Raw genomic sequence first — 16,453 nt, 5'->3', positions numbered from 1 at the left:
GTTTATAAATATAGAAAAATCCCTGTATTGGAAGAAAGAAAATAGAGAAAAGATGAAAGACTGATATTCTTTGAAGTAAAAACCACAAAAAGTCACAAAAAAAGCCATACACCAAAAATGTACGACTTTTCCCTAACAATTTTAAACATTTAAACCTTTATCGGTTGTCTATTGTAACGCTCACTGGCATTACATAAGATGATGCGACCATTTTTTGGCTTAGTTTGTCCATATTCACTTTATAAAGCAAATGCGTCAAAACGTTTTCTAATTCTTTGCTCACATTTTTGCAGTCGCCATTGGCGCTTACATTGGTGATTTTTCCATTTTCAGAAAGACTGAATCTCACGTTGGAATTCACAACTCCTTCTTTATAATCTTGGTTGGTGAAATCGAAATTATCTTTCAACAATTTCCTTAATTCCCCGAAACCATCACCTGAATTAATAATGACTTCTTGTATTTTGTTGTCTGTAGTTTGAGCTTTTGCTAAGTTGAGCGTTCCTAAAATTCCAAATAAAAATATTGATAACGCTAACATTTTCTTGTTCATAATCAATTGATTTTAAGTTATTACTTATCTAATATTACGTCAAAGTTAATAAATATTCGCATTAAGTTAATATTAAATTAATATTAAAATTGAAAATTTAACATTGAGAAAAAAAAAAGGATTCTGAAATTTCAAAATCCTATAAATAAAAACATTTGTTATTCCGCATGATTTCAATCGTTTAATAATACTATGATTTAATGTGTGATCTTATTGAAAATTTCAATTATGACCAATCCCGCATAAGAGACAGTAATGGAAATCCTATTTTTGTAGTTTGGAAATCTTCTATTCAAAAGGGAAAACATCTTCCACAAAAAAGGTTGTAGTGGATAGCGCTACCTAAGCTGTGGCCCTCCAAGACTCTCAGGTTGACAAGCGCTGGCGACGGAATTGCCCAAATATTGTAAAATGTATGATGCGAAATGTAAAAAGTTTTTAAATTTATTTTACTGATAATCAATATTTTAAAGTTTTATTTTAATTAATTTTGAATATTGAGGCAACCATTTCGGATTTTTGTCGTCTTATAGTCAGAAAGAAAAAATGAACAGAGATTTGCAACATATCTTTTCCAAAGCGAAGAAAAATGACCGATTGGCTCAGAAGAGTTTGTTCGAGATATTTTCGGGGAAAATGTTGTCGGTCGCCAATTCTTACATTAATAATCGGGACGATGCTGAAGATGTGCTGATGAATGCTTTCTATAAAGCTTTTACAAAGCTTGAAGATTGTAAGAATTATGAATCATTTCCTTTCTGGCTGAGAAAAATCGTAGTGAATGATGCCATCAGTTTTATCAGAAAAAACAAACATATTCTGTATGCGGAAACCGAGTTTACAGATTCGATGGCAGAAAAAGTAGAAGATATTTCGGAGTTTTCTCAGGAAATTGATTTAGAAGTGATTTTCAAAGAAATGCCGATTGGTTACAAACTTGTTTTTAATCTCGCTGTTTTTGAGGAAAAGAAACATCAGGAAATTGCAGAAATCCTTAATATATCTGAAGGAACAAGCAAAAGTCAGCTTAGCAAAGCTAAAAAATGGTTACAAGATTATTTTAATCAACAGCAAAACATTAAACAAAATGCAGAATCTGAAATCTAAATACGAACAAAAGGAAATGAAAGTTTCCGACAGTCTTTGGGACAGATTGGAAGAAAAACTCGACCAAGCTCCTGCGAAAACTAAGAAACCGAAAGTGATTTGGTGGAGATTTGTTGCTGTGATTATTCTAATCGTAAGTTTCAATGGAGTTTCTTGGATGATGGATATTGAAAATAAAGTAAAGGAAACTCCTGAGTTTAAATTTCAAAAAGAGAATCAAATTGCAACCGTAAATCCGCAATCTGAAAGTATTAATGAAAATAAAAAATCGCTTCCAATTATCACTTCTGAAACGGATAATCAAAAATTAGCGATTAAAAATGCAAAGCCTTCGGCTTCAGAACCAACCAAAGAAATAATTCCTGAAAAAGAAAATTTTATAAAAAAAGAAGAGCCACAAACTATTTCTCAATCAGAAGAAAGATTGGCTCAAAATGAAATACAGAAACCAAAGGTAAAATACGTGTCTTCATCGGATTTACTTTTCGGAGTAGAAATTGATAAAGCCAAAACAGAAACTCCAAAATCTGCAATGGGAATCAATACCATAAAACCTAAAAATGATTCTGATTTTCCCAATCCAAAACGTATCAAACTCTTCGGAATTACGCTCTACGACAAAGATTCTATAACAACTAAATAAACTAAAATGAAATTCAAAATTCTACTTTTAGCAATGCTTTCCGGCTTTGCTACAGCTCAAACTACGCTTGATAATCAGATGAAATCTTACACTGAAAAAGTTAATTCAATCGTATCCACAGAAAAAGCAAATATGAAAGCTGAAACCGACAAAATCGATGAAGCTTTTACTTCAGGAAAAATCACAAAAGCAGAGCAAATTTCTCAAAAAGAAAGAGTTTCTAAAAAATACGAAACGATTATTAATTATAAAATTGAGAGCGAGCGTCAGCAACTGGAAGATATTACAAAAACTGCAGTTACAAATTCGGTTTACAATACAAAACCAGACACATTGAAAAATAAAAATGTAATGGTTTTTGGAACTTCAGGATTGTTAATTAAAATTAAAAAGAAAGACAAGTCACCAAAAGAATATATCAATACGAGCGCTGTTAGTGTAGGTTATGCGTTCGCAAATTTGACTAAAGACAAAGGTAGTTTCAATCCATTTGAAAATGATTCTGAAATGAGAATCGGAAATTCTCACAGCGTTGAGGTTCAGTTCAGAAAAGATAAACAATTGGGAAGTTTCACGAGTCCTTGGGTTTTGAGATACGGATTGGCTTACAGAACCGATACTTATATGCCAAAACGTCCGCAGGTTTTTGTTCAGGATAATTCACAGTTATTTCTTGAAGATTTTCAACAAGGAAGTTTGAAACGTTCAAAATTGAGAAATGTTTATTTGACTTCACCAATTGAATTTCAGCTCTATCTTAATCCAAAATATACCGAATATGACGGAAAACAATATCTGGATGTGAGAAAAAAAATGTGGAAAGTTGGATTGGGAGCTTATGCAGGAATCAATACAAGAAGCATCGTAAAAGTGAAATATCATAATGAAAATGATAAATTCAAAAAGTACGATTATACTTTAGATGACGGCGTGAATGCTTTCTTATTTGGAGGAAAATTCAGTCTGGGATATGGAGGTGTTAATTTATTCATCAAAAAAGATTTCACACCTATTTTCAATAACAAAGCCAACTTACCAAACAAAAACGGAATCCAAATCGGAATCGAAATTGCCAACATTGATTTTTAATTGATAACATTTTCATAGAACATTCTTATACACTATTTTCTTATTAAAACTCATATCTGAAAAAGATGTGAGTTTTTTATTTTAATTCTACATTTTCGAGATTTTGACTTCCGTGTCTGATGGTTAAGATGTAAAGAGTGCCATTTACAAATTCATAATAGAGAAGATATTTATGAATAATTTTGATGTAAACATTGGGGATGTCGGTTTTTCTACCAATTTTTGGTTGCTCCAGAATTAGATTTAACTGAGCTTCAATAAGTGAATTTAATTTTAGACTAAAAACATTAGACTTGTTTCTATTAATCCAATATTGCAAAATTTCCACAAGCTCATTTTTAGCTTTGAGAGTCCAGACTATTTTTTCAGCCATTCTTTGATTTCTTCTTGAACACTATTGTTAGAAAGAACGTCTCCATTGTCAATCTGATATCTTGCTTCGGAAATTGCTTTCTTTTCTTCTTCGGAAGTTATATAAATAGATTCGTCAGCTTGAAATTTCAATTGCTGTAATATTTCTTTTAGCCTTGCTTTGTCAGTAATGCTTGTAATATGGTTGATTAAGTCTAGCTTTAATTCCGCAGTATTCATAATTCACAAATCTTGATATAAAATTATAAAATTAATTTGACTTTTTTTCTGAATAAATTAAAAACATCATCATACAATTGTTGTGCTTATCTGATTTTTTATTTACATTGCCAAACAGGATTTAGAAATGAAAAATTTACAGTTAATCGGATTATTTTTGGTTGTTGCAGGCAGTTTTCTGCCATTGGTTCATATTCCCATCATTGGAAACTGGAACTATCGGAAAGTTGATAATACACTTGCTGTTGCAGTTTGGGGATTTTCCTTATTAATGCTTGTTTTCATCTTAATTGACAAAACTAAATTCGTGAGAATAATAGCGTTTTTAATGATATTGCTTTTTGTTTTCACAATCGTTGCTATTAAGTTAAAATCTTTAGATTATTTCAGTTTTTTACCATTCAAATCTTGGCAATCGACATTCGCGGGAATCGTAAAATTATCTTGGGGATGGTTCATAGAATTTTTAGGGATTGCTCTAATTTTAATCTCATCAATCAAAAATATTGAATCACGAAGACACAAGGATTTACACAATTAATTTCAGAATATTTACAATAAATCTTGTGAGCCTAGTGAAAAGACTTTGTGACCTTTGTGTTTAAAAAATAATTAAAATCAAAAATTAAAAATATTATGAAAGAAGTATTCATTGTATCAGCAGTCAGAACCCCAATGGGAAGTTTTATGGGAAGCCTGTCTGGCGTTCCTGCAACACAATTGGGAACTGCAGCGGTAAAAGGAGCTTTAGACAAAATTAATCTTGACCCAGCTTTGGTTCAGGAAATTTATATGGGAAATGTTTTGCAGGCTGGTGAAGGTCAGGCTCCAGCTAGACAAGTCGCTTTGGGCGCAGGTTTATCTAACCATACACCTTCCACAACAATTAATAAAGTTTGTGCTTCAGGAATGAAAGCCGTAACAATGGCAGCTCAGGCAATCAAGGCTGGTGATGTTGACATTATCGTTGCCGGCGGAATGGAAAATATGTCAAGCGTTCCTCATTATCTAGAAGGAAGAAATGGTGTGAAGTTAGGCGATATCAAAATACAAGATGGCTTAGTAAAAGACGGTTTGACTGATGTTTACAACAAACAGCATATGGGTGTTTGTGCCGAATTATGTGCTAAAGAAAATAATATCACAAGAGAAGAACAAGATGCTTTCGCAATCCAATCTTACCAAAGGTCAGCAGCAGCTTGGGAAGCGGGAAAATTCAAAGAAGAGGTTGTTCCAGTTTCGATTCCTCAAAGAAAAGGAGAACCTGTTATTTTCTCAGAAGATGAAGAATATAAAGCGGTTAAATTTGATAAAATCCCAACTTTAGCAACTGTTTTTCAGAAAGAAAATGGAACTGTAACTGCAGCCAACGCATCAACTCTTAATGACGGAGCTTCTGCTTTAATATTGATGTCAAAAGAAAAAGTAGAAGAGTTAGGTTTAAAACCTTTAGCTAAGATTATTTCGTATGCTGATGCCGCTATTGAACCGGAAAGATTTACAATGGCACCTTCCAAAACTTTGCCAATCGCTCTTGAAAAAGCAGGACTTACAAAAGACGACATCGACTTTTTTGAACTGAATGAAGCATTTTCAGTAGTTGGTTTAGCAAACTGTAAAGTTTTAGGATTAGATGCTTCTAAAGTTAATGTGAATGGTGGCGCAGTTTCCATCGGTCATCCACTAGGAAGTTCCGGTTCTAGAATCATTGTAACCTTGATTAATGTTCTGAAACAAAACAACGGAAAATACGGTGCAGCTGCAATCTGCAACGGTGGCGGTGGTGCAACGGCTATTGTGATAGAGAATCTACAGTAAGATTTTTCCTTAATAATAACAAACCATTAAGAATAATTGATTTTTTAATCAACTTCTTGATGGTTTGTTTATTTTTGTCTAAATAATATATTTCCAATGTCTGAAATAGAAAAAACAAACACTGAAAACTCCATAAAAAATAATCCGAAAATCATGCGCGCTTGGGCGTTGTATGATTGGGCAAATTCGGTTTATTCATTAGTTATTACTTCAACGATTTTTCCAATATATTATGCTATTCTGACAACGGCTTATGAAAAGAAGGAGTATGTTGCAGAATCTAAACAATGGATTGATGTTGCTATACCTCATATGATTAAAATCTTTGGGAAAGAGTTTCATCCGGATACCGTTTACGGATATTCTCTCACACTTTCTTTTATCATTGTGGTTTTACTTTCTCCAATTTTATCTTCTTTAGCGGATACAATTGGTAATAAAAAATCTTTCCTTCAGTTTTTCTGTTATCTTGGTGCTACATCTTGTATGGGATTAGCGATGTTTACCGGGATGGGAACTGTTTGGCTGGGATTATTATTCAGTGTAACAGCCAGTGTGGGTTTCTGGGGAAGTTTGGTTTTCTATAATTCCTTTTTGCCAGATATTGCAACGCCAGATAAGCAAGATGCGCTTTCAGCAAAAGGCTATGTTTACGGCTATATTGGTTCTGTGATTTTGGTTGTGATTTGTTTGGTTTTAATTCAGGTTTGTGCAGAAACACCTAAGCAGGCTGCAATCTATACAAGAGTTAGTTTCTTGTTGACAGGAGCTTGGTGGTTTGGATTTTCACAATATACATTCAAACATTTGCCTCAATTTGGACAGGTTAAAGAACAATTGCCGAAAGATTTGGTTTTGCTTAATTATAAAAATATCTTCAAAAGTCACGCTGAACAAGGTGGTTTCTTTGAAGTTTTAAAAGATAATATCAGTTTCTATATTGATATTATAAAACAAAGTTTCAAAGAATTATTCAAAGTTGGAAATCATCTTTTCGGAGACAGAAATTTAAAATATTTTCTTTCGAGTTTTTTCTTTTACAGTGTTGGGATGCAGACGATTTTCCTTATGGCAACATTGTTTGGGAAAAGAGAAATCAATATGGCTCAAGAGAAATTAATAATGACATTATTATTAATTCAAATAGAAGCGATTATCGGTGCATTATTTTTCTCTTGGTTATCGAAAAAAATCGGAAACAAAAATGTCATCAGTATCACAGTTGCAATGTGGATTGGAGCTTGTCTTGCTGCTTATTATCTTAATAAAGAAAATCCGAATGTGGAATATCAATTCTATGGAATTGCAGGTGTAATTGGTCTGGTAATGGGCGGTTTGCAAGCGATGTCTAGATCAACTTATTCCAAATTACTTCCGACGGATTCTATGGATAATACGACTTATTTCAGTTTTTATGATGTTTTGGAGAAATTAGCGATTATTCTTGGGACATTAATATTTTCTACTTTGATTGAATATTTTAATAATATGCGTTTTTCAGCATTGTCAATGACGATTTTCTTTGCAATTGGATTGATTCTGATTCGTTTTCTAAAAGTGAAAAATAATACCCGATAAACATTTAATCTTCAAAAAATTGGTTTATTATTTGATATTAATGGAATAGTTTATTTTTTGTAAATTTGCAACACTAAAACGCAATATGAATAACCCTTTATTTTACGCAAAAATAATTTTGTTCGGAGAATACGGAATGATAGAGAACTCGCAAGGGTTGGTTGTACCGTATAGTTTTTATAAAGGAACACTCAAGTTTTCTGATTTGGACAACGATTTTGAAAAAAAATCGAACCAATCTTTAGAAAAATATTCCAATTATTTAGCTGATTTAGAATTGCCTTCAGATTTCAAACTGAATGTGGATGCTTTCAAAAATGATATAGAAAAGGGGTTATTTTTCGATTCCAATATTCCGCAAGGATATGGTGTTGGAAGTTCTGGCGCTTTGGTCGCAGCAATTTTCGAAAAATATTCTTTCACAAAAAGAGACCCAGAAACCATTTCTAAAGACGAGTTGAAGGATCTGAAAAAAGTTTTCGGTCAGTTGGAAAGTTATTTCCACGGTACAAGTTCCGGAATGGACCCTTTGATTTGTTATATGAATCTTCCGATTCTTATTGAAAATAAAGAAAATGTCGGGAAAGTTTCACTTCCAAAAGAAGAAGTTGGGAAAGGTGCGATTTTCTTGATAGATTCTGGAATAACCGGTGAAACTGGACCAATGATTCAGATTTTCTTTGAGAAATTGAAAAACGAAGGTTTCCGTAAAACGCTTAAAGAAGAATTTATCCGATACAATAATGCTTGTATTGATGCGTTCTTGAAAAAAGATATGAATCCGTTTTTCCGTAATATGAAAAAATTATCGGTTTGGGCTTATGAACATTTCCGTCCGATGATTCCTGAAAACGTTTTCAATGCTTGGAAAAAAGGTCTTGATTCTAACGCTTATTACCTTAAACTTTGCGGAAGTGGAGGCGGAGGTTATATTCTTGGTTTCACAAAAGATTATGCGAAAGCCGAGAAAATGTTAGATGGCTTCCAAAAAGAAGTGATTTACAGATTTTAGTCTGAACCACAAAAGTCACAAAAGAAAAAAAACTTAAAAAATCATATTTAAAGTTTAAAAAGTTTGACTTTTTTGTTCTTTTGATCCTACTTTTCAAATTCTAAATTCATTAAAAATCTTTTGTGACTTTTGTGGTTTAAAAGATTTATTTAAACTAAAAAATGACAGAAAAACCAACGTCCCGAAATGCTTTTTACCGTATTTCTCAGTTGATGGGTTTTCTTTTAGGTGCTCGTTTTTTTGTTGCTGTTCTTCTCACTTTTGCGCTTTATGTTTCTACATTTTTCCTGTTCAATAGAGAAGAAAGCTTCAGAGATTTTGTTTTCGATTACAAAGTTCATACAATTATTATTTGTTCCGTACTCAGCATATTGGCGGGTGGAATTATCAATCGGTTTTATGATAAGGAAAAAGACCAATTGACGCAGCCTTTTCGATCAAGAATACAAAGTTTTTTCAAAGAAAAATACTTTCTCACAGCCTACGTTATTCTGAATGTATTATCACTAGGCTTAGCAATTTTTGTGTCTCACCGAGTTTTTATTTTCTTCTTGATTTATCAGTTTCTGATGTGGTTTTACAGCCATAAACTCAGCAAAATAATTGTTCTTAACAATTTCACTTTTGTGGCGCTGACACTTTATCCATTCTTCGGAATGTTGATTTATTATCAGACATTTTCGCTTAAGATTTTGTTCTTGGCAATTTTCCTTTTTCTGATGTTATTTATCATTGATATTACAAAAGATACATTGACAAAGAATGCCGACAAAATGTTCGGTTATGATACGATTGCTAACAGATTAGGGTTTCAAAATACAAGGTCGATTTTATTAGTTTTATTAATAATTACTTTAGCAACTTCGGTAATTCTAAGTGTTGGAATTGGATTCAAAAATATTATCGCGTGGTATTTCCTAGCAACCACGATTGTAATTATCGGAACCGTTTTTATGCTTTTCCGAAACAAAAAAAATGATAAATTCAAATCTTTGAATCTTTTGAGGCTTTGGATTTTTTTCGGAATTTTAGCAATGCTTTTCGATGGGATTTTTCACAAATATCCTTGGTTGATTTAAAGGATATTAATTATATGGGCAGCTTAATCCGCCTTCCGCTCCCAATCTTTTCACTTCACTTCGTTGCGTAAAAAGGATTTCCGCTCAAGTCGGGCTGCAGATTCAGTATAAAAACACAATTTTGTCATTCCATAGGAATCTCAAATAAGGCTTATTAAATGAATAAAGTCAAAGAAAAACCCTTTCAGAAATCGAAGATTCGGCGTTGCCAATTTCAAACTCTGAAAGGGTTGATTTGTAAAATTCGAAAGTTTTTGCGACTTTAAAATATTTTCAATAATTGAAAAAAATCTTTGCGCTTTTGCGTTAAGAAATTATCCAAAAATATCATTCAAAACCTTTGCTAATCGTAATCCACCGTAAAGCAATTGTCTTTCTAATGTTGATTCGAAACGGTAATTGTATGCATAACTCAATTTAGAATCTTTCGGAGTTTGATAATAGATTGAATTAGCGATTTTATGACTGTCAAACAACCATTCTTCCAAAGTTCCGCTTTGGATTTGCTTCACTTCATCTTTTGATTTTACGTCTAAAAGATTCGCAAATTCTGTATAAGTATATTTTTGATCATCAACCAATTTGGAATCCCAAAGCGAATGCAAATTGGTATTTTGTCCAAAGTAAGTCACATTAACTTTGTTTCCTCCCAAATCCTCAGCTCTACCTACGTGCAAAGGCTGATGAAGGTCACCAACTAAGTGAATCAGGAACATTAAAGCTTCTTTTTTATCTTTATCAGAAACATTTTTGTCTTTGATTTTATCAGATAAGATTCTGATTTGTGTGTAAAGATTCGGAGATTTTTGAACCGATAACGAATCTTTGAACTGCTGCAAATTCTTTTGTGGATTGATGTTCACATAATGCCAAGACGAAGTTTCTTTCCAAACACCTGTCGTATCAGATTTGATGAAATCCGGCCAGTTGGCGTAGTAAGCCATTTTCTGTTCTCCAAAGAGTTTTTTGATATTTCTTTGAGCTTTGGAACTCAAATGATGTTGTGCAATTTCCGCTACAATTCTGTGTCCTGTCAATCCCCAAGCGAAAGAGTAAAGCGATGACAAAATACAAATAGATAACACGAATCTTGATAAAATACTTTTCATTTTTTTAATTTATTTCAGACCGCAAAGATAGTTTTAGCTCAGGTTTTATCCGGTAAAAAACAATGTTAATTATTATTAAACTTGTGTTTCATTTTTATCGTAAAGACGCAAAAAATTCTGATTTTTATCATTGTTAAAAGTCGCGAAGGTAAACTTTGCGTCTTTTTAAGTATTGTTAATTTTCAAAAATTGGCACCTTTGCGATGATTAAAAAACGAGTTAATTTCCGTAATTTTGCGTTTTCCCATTTAATGAAAGATAATCAAGAATTTATCGAAGTTTACGGTGCTAGAGAACACAACCTCAAGAATATATCCGTAAAAATTCCAAGAAACGAATTGGTAGTAATCACAGGGCTTTCCGGAAGTGGAAAATCCTCTTTGGCTTTTGATACAATTTTTGCCGAAGGACAACGCCGTTACATCGAAACTTTTTCGGCTTATGCAAGGCAGTTTTTAGGCGGATTGGAACGTCCGGATGTTGATAAAATTGAAGGTTTGTCGCCGGTTATTGCAATCGAACAAAAAACAACCAACAAAAATCCACGTTCGACTGTTGGAACAATCACGGAATTATATGATTTTCTGAGACTTTTGTTTGCAAGAGTTTCCGATGCTTATTCGATGAGTTCTGGAAAAAGATTGGTAAGTTATACGGAAGACCAGATTTTGGAAACCATCAAAGAAAACTTCAAAGGGAAAAAAGTTTATCTGTTGGCTCCGGTTGTGCGTTCCAGAAAAGGACATTACCACGAACTGTTCATTCATCTTTCCAAAAAAGGTTATTCACAAGCCAGAATAGATGGTGTTTTACAAGATATTGAATACGATTTAAAACTTGATAGATATAAAACTCACGACATTGAGGTTGTGATTGACCGCTGGATTATCGGAGAAAATGCTTCAGAACTGAGATTGGAAAAATCTCTGAAAACCGCTTCTGATATGGGAGAAGGTTTGATTGCCATCCAAGAAATGGGGCAAGACGAGATTCACTTTTTCAGTAAGAATCTAATGGATGATGTTACGGGAGATTCGATGGCTTTGCCAGAACCCAACACGTTTTCCTTCAACTCGCCAAAAGGAAGTTGCGAAACCTGCAAAGGACTTGGAACTGTAAAAAAAGTCAACACAGATTATTTCGTAGAAAATACGAGTTTATCAATCAATCAAGGTGCATTGTTGCCTTTGGAACAAATAAAATCCAACAAATGGATTCTGTCTCAAATCAAATCTATTCTTGAAGTTTTTGATTTAAGTTTGACAACGCCGTTCAAAGATATTCCGAAAGAAGCTTTGAATTACATCTATTACGGCTACAGCAGTGACATTACCAAAGAACTGAAACACGCTGGAATTTCTAAAAAAATCAAAATCAATTTCGAAGGTTTAGTCAAAATCCTTGAAGATATTGTTGAGGAAAGAGAAAATTACGATGCAGTTTTAGTGGAACGAAACTTCACAACCGAAGAAACTTGCCCAACTTGTAAAGGCGCGCGTCTTCGTCAGGAAAGTTTGAGTTTTAAAATCGATGGAAAAAATATTGCAGAAGTTAACGCTTTGTCTTTGTTAGATTTCAAAGATTGGTTGGCGGATGTAAAAGATAAATTCAGTGATAAAAATAAATTGATTGCTCACGAAATTCTGAAAGAAATCGAAACCAGATTGCAATTCCTTTTAGATGTTGGTTTGGATTATTTGAGTTTGAGCAGAAGTTCTAAAACGCTTTCTGGAGGAGAATCTCAAAGAATTCGTTTGGCAACTCAAATTGGTTCTCAATTGGTGAATGTACTTTACATTTTGGATGAACCTTCAATCGGTTTGCATCAACGTGATAACGAAAGATTGATTAAATCTCTGAAAGAATTACGTGACATTGGAAACTCGGTTTTAGTTGTGGAGCACGACAAAGATATGATTATGGAAGCCGACCACGTTTTGGATATTGGTCCAAAAGCAGGGAAATTCGGTGGAGAAATTCTTTGGCAGGGAAATCCAAAAGATATTACTAAAGCTAATACAATCACAGCCGATTATATCACAGGAAAACGTAAAATCGAAATTCCTGCCGAACGTAGAAAAGGAAACGGAAAATCAATTGTACTTAAAGGTGCAACTGGAAATAATTTGAAAAATGTAACTCTTGAGATTCCGCTTGGGAAATTGGTAGTTGTTTCAGGAATTTCGGGAAGTGGAAAATCTTCTTTGATTAACGGAACTTTATACCCGATTCTGAATCGTCATTTTTACAAAGCTATCCAAGAACCATTGCCATACAAAAGTATCGAAGGAATTGACAATATCGACAAAATTGTAGATGTTGACCAAAGTCCAATTGGGAGAACGCCACGTTCCAATCCTGCGACTTACACAGGAATGTTCACAGATATTAGAAATCTTTTCGCTGAGTTACCGGAAAGTAAAATCCGTGGTTACAAAGCCGGACGTTTTTCTTTCAATGTGAAAGGTGGAAGATGCGAAACCTGTCAAGGAGGCGGTTTAAAAGTGATTGAAATGAATTTCTTGCCAGATGTTTACGTTCATTGCGAAACCTGCCACGGAAAACGTTTTAACCGCGAAACTTTGGAAGTTCGTTACAAAGGAAAATCGATTTCTGATGTTCTCGATATGACAATTAACGAAGCTGTAGAATTTTTCCAGCCGATTCCGAAAATATTTAATAAAGTAAAGACTTTGAAAGATGTTGGTTTGGGTTATATCACGATTGGACAGCAATCCACAACTTTGAGTGGTGGCGAAGCGCAACGTGTAAAACTAGCAAGCGAACTTTCCAAAAAACAAACCGGAAATACACTTTATATCTTGGATGAGCCAACAACGGGACTTCATTTTGAAGATGTGAAAATCCTGATGGAGGCTATTGAACAATTGGTTGAACTAGGAAATTCATTCATCATTATCGAACATAATATGGATGTGATTAAACTCGCTGATCATATCATAGATGTTGGTCCAGAAGGTGGAAAACACGGCGGACAAATCATTGCAGAAGGAACACCAGAAGAAGTAATTAAATCCAAAAAAAGTTTGACGGCGAAGTTTTTGAAGAAAGAAATGTGATTGGTATCAGATTTGTCATTCTCTCAGAAAAACAGTTATGAAATCAATTAGAATTTATCTTTTGGCAGCGATTTTTTCATTAGGAATGATATCCTGCGAGGTCAGAACAACCAATAGTGCAAGAGGTGTGGGTTCCAAATCCATTCCACCTGGACAAGCCAAAAAAATCTATGGAACCAAGTCTGCAAAGCCTTTTGCTCCTGGACAAAACAAATAAATTTATATTAAGGATTTTGAAATTTCAGAATCCTTTTTTCTTTTTTCAATATTAAATTTTCACTCTCAATGTTAATTTAATATTAACTTATTGTAAATTTTATGTAACTTTGTCGTAACATTAGATAAGTAATAACTTAAAATCAATTGATTATGAACAAGAAAATGCTAGCGTTATCAATATTTTTATTTGGTTTTTTGGAACGCTCAACTTAGTAAAAGCTCAAACTACAGACAATAAAATACAAGAAGTTATCCTAAGTTCTGAAGACGGTTTCGGGGAGTTAAGAAACTTATTGAGAGATAATTTCGACTTCACCAATCAAGATTATAAAGAAAGAGTTGTAAACTCCAACGTAAGATTCAGTCTTTCTGAAAACGGAAAAATTACCAAAATTCACGCCAACGGAGATTGCAAAAACGTGAGCAAAGAAATAGAACATGTGTTGTCTGGCCTGCTTTATAAAGTAGATATTACTCAAATTAAAGATAATATGATAGTAAGCTCTTATGTAATGCCGGTAAGTATTACAATTGCTAACCGATAGAAATTTAAATTATTAGTGAAAGTCATATATCTTTGATGTGTGGCTTTTTTTTGTAGAAAAATTTAAGGAAAATTGAAGCGAGTTTGTCATTCCGTAGGAATATAAACTGTTGAGATCGACTGCGTCGAATCACTTTGTTAGGTTTCCTACGGAATGACAAAATCCTGAAAACGATTCTTGTCCGAGCGAAGAGCCTTTGTATACCTTAAAAATATTTTCAATAAGATTAAGAAATCTTAGTGTCTTTGTATTTAAAAACATTATTAAATCAAGAGAACAAAATCATTTCCCAACATTCATCATTTTCTTCTTATTTTTGCAAAAATTAAAACAAACGTGGTAAACACAGACCAAATAAAAGATATACAATCCAGAATAGAAGACCTGCACAAATTTCTCGGAATCGAAAAAAAGAAAATTGAAATTTCTAACGACGATGAGAAAACCGCTGCGCCCGAATTCTGGGAAAAACCAAAAGAAGCTGAAGTTTTTCTAAAACAACTCCGTTCCAAGAAAAAATGGGTGGAAAGTTATGAGGAAATCGCTTCTCAGTTTGAAGATTTACAAGTTCTTTTAGAATTCGCCAAAGAAGATCCTGATTCTGAAAAAGAACTGGACGAAACTTTCCCTCAATTGGTTGAAAAAATCGAAAATCTGGAATTCAAAAATATGCTTTCCAACGAAGGCGATGAATTGTCTGCGGTTCTGCAAATCACAGCCGGAGCCGGCGGAACAGAATCTTGCGACTGGGCAAGTATGCTGATGCGTATGTACACAATGTGGGCAGACAAACAAGGCTACAAAATCCGTGAACTGAATTTCCAAGAAGGCGACGTTGCGGGCGTAAAAACTGTAACCCTTGAAATCGAAGGTGAATTTGCTTTTGGTTATCTGAAAGGAGAAAATGGTGTTCACAGATTGGTGAGAATCTCGCCTTTTGATAGTAATGCCAAACGTCATACGAGTTTCGTTTCCGTTTATGTTTATCCTTTGGTGGATGACACGATTGAAATTAATATTAATCCTGCCGATATTAGTTTCGAAACAATGCGATCATCAGGAGCTGGAGGACAAAACGTAAACAAAGTTGAAACTGCGGTTCGTCTTCGTCACGCGCCGACAGGAATTATCATTGAAAACTCAGAATCTCGTTCTCAGCTGCAGAATAAGGAAAAAGCAATGCAACTATTGCGTTCACGACTTTATGAAATTGAACTCGAGGAACGAATGAAAGCTAGAAACGAAATCGAAGCCGGAAAAATGAAAATAGAATGGGGTTCTCAAATCCGAAATTATGTGATGCATCCTTACAAATTAGTAAAAGACGTCCGTTCTGGATACGAAACTTCTGACGTTGACGGCGTAATGAATGGAAACCTGACACCTTTCCTTAAAGCTTACCTTATGAATGAAGGACAAGGTTCTGCTGATGAGTTGGATGAATTATAGAAAAGTTCAAACAAGTTTGAATTATTATTTTTAAATTTGATTCAAAGTATTGAAATAATGAATACACAAATCCTCAATAAAAAACTTGAATTAATCCAGTGGTTATCAACTTTGGAGGATAAATCTATTATCGAAAAACTATTAAAATTCCGACAAGAGGAAACAAAAGATTGGTGGGAATCTATTTCTGACGAAGAAAGAAAGTCTATAGAGAAAGGAATTTCCCAAGCTGACGATAAGAATCTAAAATCACATTCTGAAGCAAGAAAGATTTATGAAAAATATCTATGATATTTTATGGACTCCAAATGCATTAAACGAATTGGAGCAAACAATCGATTATCTTGAAAAGAATTTTTCTGAAAAAGAAGTCAAAAAGTTAGCTGAGAAAATTGAAAGTACAATCCAACTGATTTCTAAAAACCCAATTCTTTTTCCAAAATCAGAAAATAAAAATATACATAAAGCAGTTTTGCTCAAATACAATTCGATGTATTATTGGATTAAAGATGACAATATTGAAATTTTGTCTTTCTTTTCCAACAGACAAAATCCAAATAAAAGAAAAGCATAAAAAAGCC

The 16,453-nt window shown here is 33.6% G+C and carries 18 protein-coding genes; 14 read left to right on the top strand and 4 right to left on the bottom strand.

The window, feature by feature from the left end; genetic code table 11:
• Positions 1 to 157: 157 nt before the first annotated feature.
• Positions 158 to 553, bottom strand: a complete 396-nt coding sequence (locus RTY06_RS08825; protein ID WP_312824308.1) for a hypothetical protein — start codon at positions 551 to 553, stop codon at positions 158 to 160.
• 546 nt (positions 554 to 1,099) lie between these two features.
• On the opposite strand from RTY06_RS08825, the gene RTY06_RS08820 reads away from it, so the two are divergent.
• The 3 genes from RTY06_RS08820 to RTY06_RS08810 are packed head-to-tail and all read left to right on the top strand — an operon-like array spanning position 1,100 to position 3,392.
• Positions 1,100 to 1,660 (top strand): sigma-70 family RNA polymerase sigma factor, encoded by a 561-nt coding sequence (locus RTY06_RS08820; protein ID WP_312824307.1) that lies wholly within the window; start codon positions 1,100 to 1,102, stop codon positions 1,658 to 1,660.
• Positions 1,641 to 2,303: a hypothetical protein gene (locus RTY06_RS08815; protein ID WP_312824306.1), complete on the top strand. Its 663-nt coding sequence runs from the start codon at positions 1,641 to 1,643 to the stop codon at positions 2,301 to 2,303. The genes RTY06_RS08820 and RTY06_RS08815 overlap by 20 nt, the downstream gene beginning before the upstream one ends.
• Before the next feature lie 6 nt (positions 2,304 to 2,309).
• Positions 2,310 to 3,392 (top strand): hypothetical protein, encoded by a 1,083-nt coding sequence (locus RTY06_RS08810; RefSeq protein WP_312824305.1) that lies wholly within the window; start codon positions 2,310 to 2,312, stop codon positions 3,390 to 3,392.
• 76 nt (positions 3,393 to 3,468) lie between these two features.
• Here RTY06_RS08810 and RTY06_RS08805 read toward each other — a convergent pair whose 3' ends face one another.
• Positions 3,469 to 3,765, bottom strand: coding sequence for a type II toxin-antitoxin system RelE/ParE family toxin (locus RTY06_RS08805; protein ID WP_312824304.1), 297 nt, complete (start codon positions 3,763 to 3,765; stop codon positions 3,469 to 3,471).
• Positions 3,750 to 3,983, bottom strand: a complete 234-nt coding sequence (locus RTY06_RS08800; protein WP_312824303.1) for a hypothetical protein — start codon at positions 3,981 to 3,983, stop codon at positions 3,750 to 3,752. The genes RTY06_RS08805 and RTY06_RS08800 overlap by 16 nt, the downstream gene beginning before the upstream one ends.
• Positions 3,984 to 4,110: 127 nt before the next feature.
• Here RTY06_RS08800 and RTY06_RS08795 point away from each other — a divergent pair, with 127 nt between their 5' ends.
• The 5 genes from RTY06_RS08795 to RTY06_RS08775 all read left to right on the top strand — a co-directional run bounded on the left by RTY06_RS08795 (position 4,111) and on the right by RTY06_RS08775 (position 9,470).
• Positions 4,111 to 4,524, top strand: a complete 414-nt coding sequence (locus tag RTY06_RS08795) for a hypothetical protein (RefSeq protein WP_312824302.1) — start codon at positions 4,111 to 4,113, stop codon at positions 4,522 to 4,524.
• 95 nt (positions 4,525 to 4,619) lie between these two features.
• The gene (locus RTY06_RS08790; protein WP_312824301.1) at positions 4,620 to 5,801 is read left to right on the top strand and encodes an acetyl-CoA C-acyltransferase; all 1,182 of its coding nucleotides are present in this window, start codon (positions 4,620 to 4,622) and stop codon (positions 5,799 to 5,801) included.
• Positions 5,802 to 5,897: 96 nt separating this feature from the next.
• Positions 5,898 to 7,379, top strand: coding sequence for an MFS transporter (locus RTY06_RS08785; RefSeq protein ID WP_312824300.1), 1,482 nt, complete (start codon positions 5,898 to 5,900; stop codon positions 7,377 to 7,379).
• 85 nt (positions 7,380 to 7,464) lie between these two features.
• Positions 7,465 to 8,391, top strand: coding sequence for a mevalonate kinase (locus tag RTY06_RS08780; RefSeq protein ID WP_312824299.1), 927 nt, complete (start codon positions 7,465 to 7,467; stop codon positions 8,389 to 8,391).
• Between the two features lie 161 nt (positions 8,392 to 8,552).
• Positions 8,553 to 9,470 (top strand): UbiA family prenyltransferase, encoded by a 918-nt coding sequence (locus RTY06_RS08775; RefSeq protein ID WP_312824298.1) that lies wholly within the window; start codon positions 8,553 to 8,555, stop codon positions 9,468 to 9,470.
• A 314-nt stretch (positions 9,471 to 9,784) separates the two neighbouring features.
• On the opposite strand, the gene RTY06_RS08770 is transcribed toward RTY06_RS08775, so the two are convergent.
• Entirely contained in the window at positions 9,785 to 10,579 is a 795-nt protein-coding gene (locus tag RTY06_RS08770; RefSeq protein ID WP_312824297.1) for a S1/P1 nuclease, read from the bottom strand.
• A 251-nt stretch (positions 10,580 to 10,830) separates the two neighbouring features.
• Here RTY06_RS08770 and uvrA point away from each other — a divergent pair, with 251 nt between their 5' ends.
• The 6 genes from uvrA (at position 10,831) to RTY06_RS08740 (ending at position 16,446) form a co-directional block, all read left to right on the top strand.
• The gene (uvrA, locus tag RTY06_RS08765) at positions 10,831 to 13,659 is read left to right on the top strand and encodes an excinuclease ABC subunit UvrA (RefSeq protein ID WP_312824296.1); all 2,829 of its coding nucleotides are present in this window, start codon (positions 10,831 to 10,833) and stop codon (positions 13,657 to 13,659) included.
• Positions 13,660 to 13,696: 37 nt separating this feature from the next.
• A complete protein-coding gene (locus tag RTY06_RS08760) occupies positions 13,697 to 13,876 on the top strand; it encodes a hypothetical protein (protein ID WP_312824295.1) in 180 nt (59 codons plus the stop codon).
• A gap of 295 nt (positions 13,877 to 14,171) precedes the next feature.
• On the top strand, positions 14,172 to 14,423 hold the full coding sequence (locus tag RTY06_RS08755; RefSeq protein ID WP_312824293.1) for a hypothetical protein: 252 nt from the start codon (positions 14,172 to 14,174) through the stop codon (positions 14,421 to 14,423).
• A gap of 336 nt (positions 14,424 to 14,759) precedes the next feature.
• Entirely contained in the window at positions 14,760 to 15,872 is a 1,113-nt protein-coding gene (gene prfB, locus RTY06_RS08750) for a peptide chain release factor 2 (protein ID WP_312824291.1), read from the top strand.
• A gap of 57 nt (positions 15,873 to 15,929) precedes the next feature.
• The gene (locus RTY06_RS08745) at positions 15,930 to 16,163 is read left to right on the top strand and encodes a hypothetical protein (RefSeq protein WP_312824289.1); all 234 of its coding nucleotides are present in this window, start codon (positions 15,930 to 15,932) and stop codon (positions 16,161 to 16,163) included.
• Positions 16,147 to 16,446 carry a type II toxin-antitoxin system RelE/ParE family toxin gene (locus tag RTY06_RS08740; RefSeq protein ID WP_312824288.1) on the top strand — a complete coding sequence of 100 codons (300 nt, stop codon included), beginning with the start codon at positions 16,147 to 16,149 and terminating at the stop codon, positions 16,444 to 16,446. Before RTY06_RS08745 ends, RTY06_RS08740 begins: the two co-directional genes overlap by 17 nt.
• The last annotated feature ends 7 nt before the right edge of the window (positions 16,447 to 16,453 follow it).

The sequence above is a fragment of the Epilithonimonas sp. genome (genome assembly GCF_032055105.1).
Taxonomy (GTDB): domain Bacteria; phylum Bacteroidota; class Bacteroidia; order Flavobacteriales; family Weeksellaceae; genus Epilithonimonas.
Note: the sequence above shows the minus strand (reverse complement) of the source record. Positions and strands in the feature narration are given on the sequence as shown.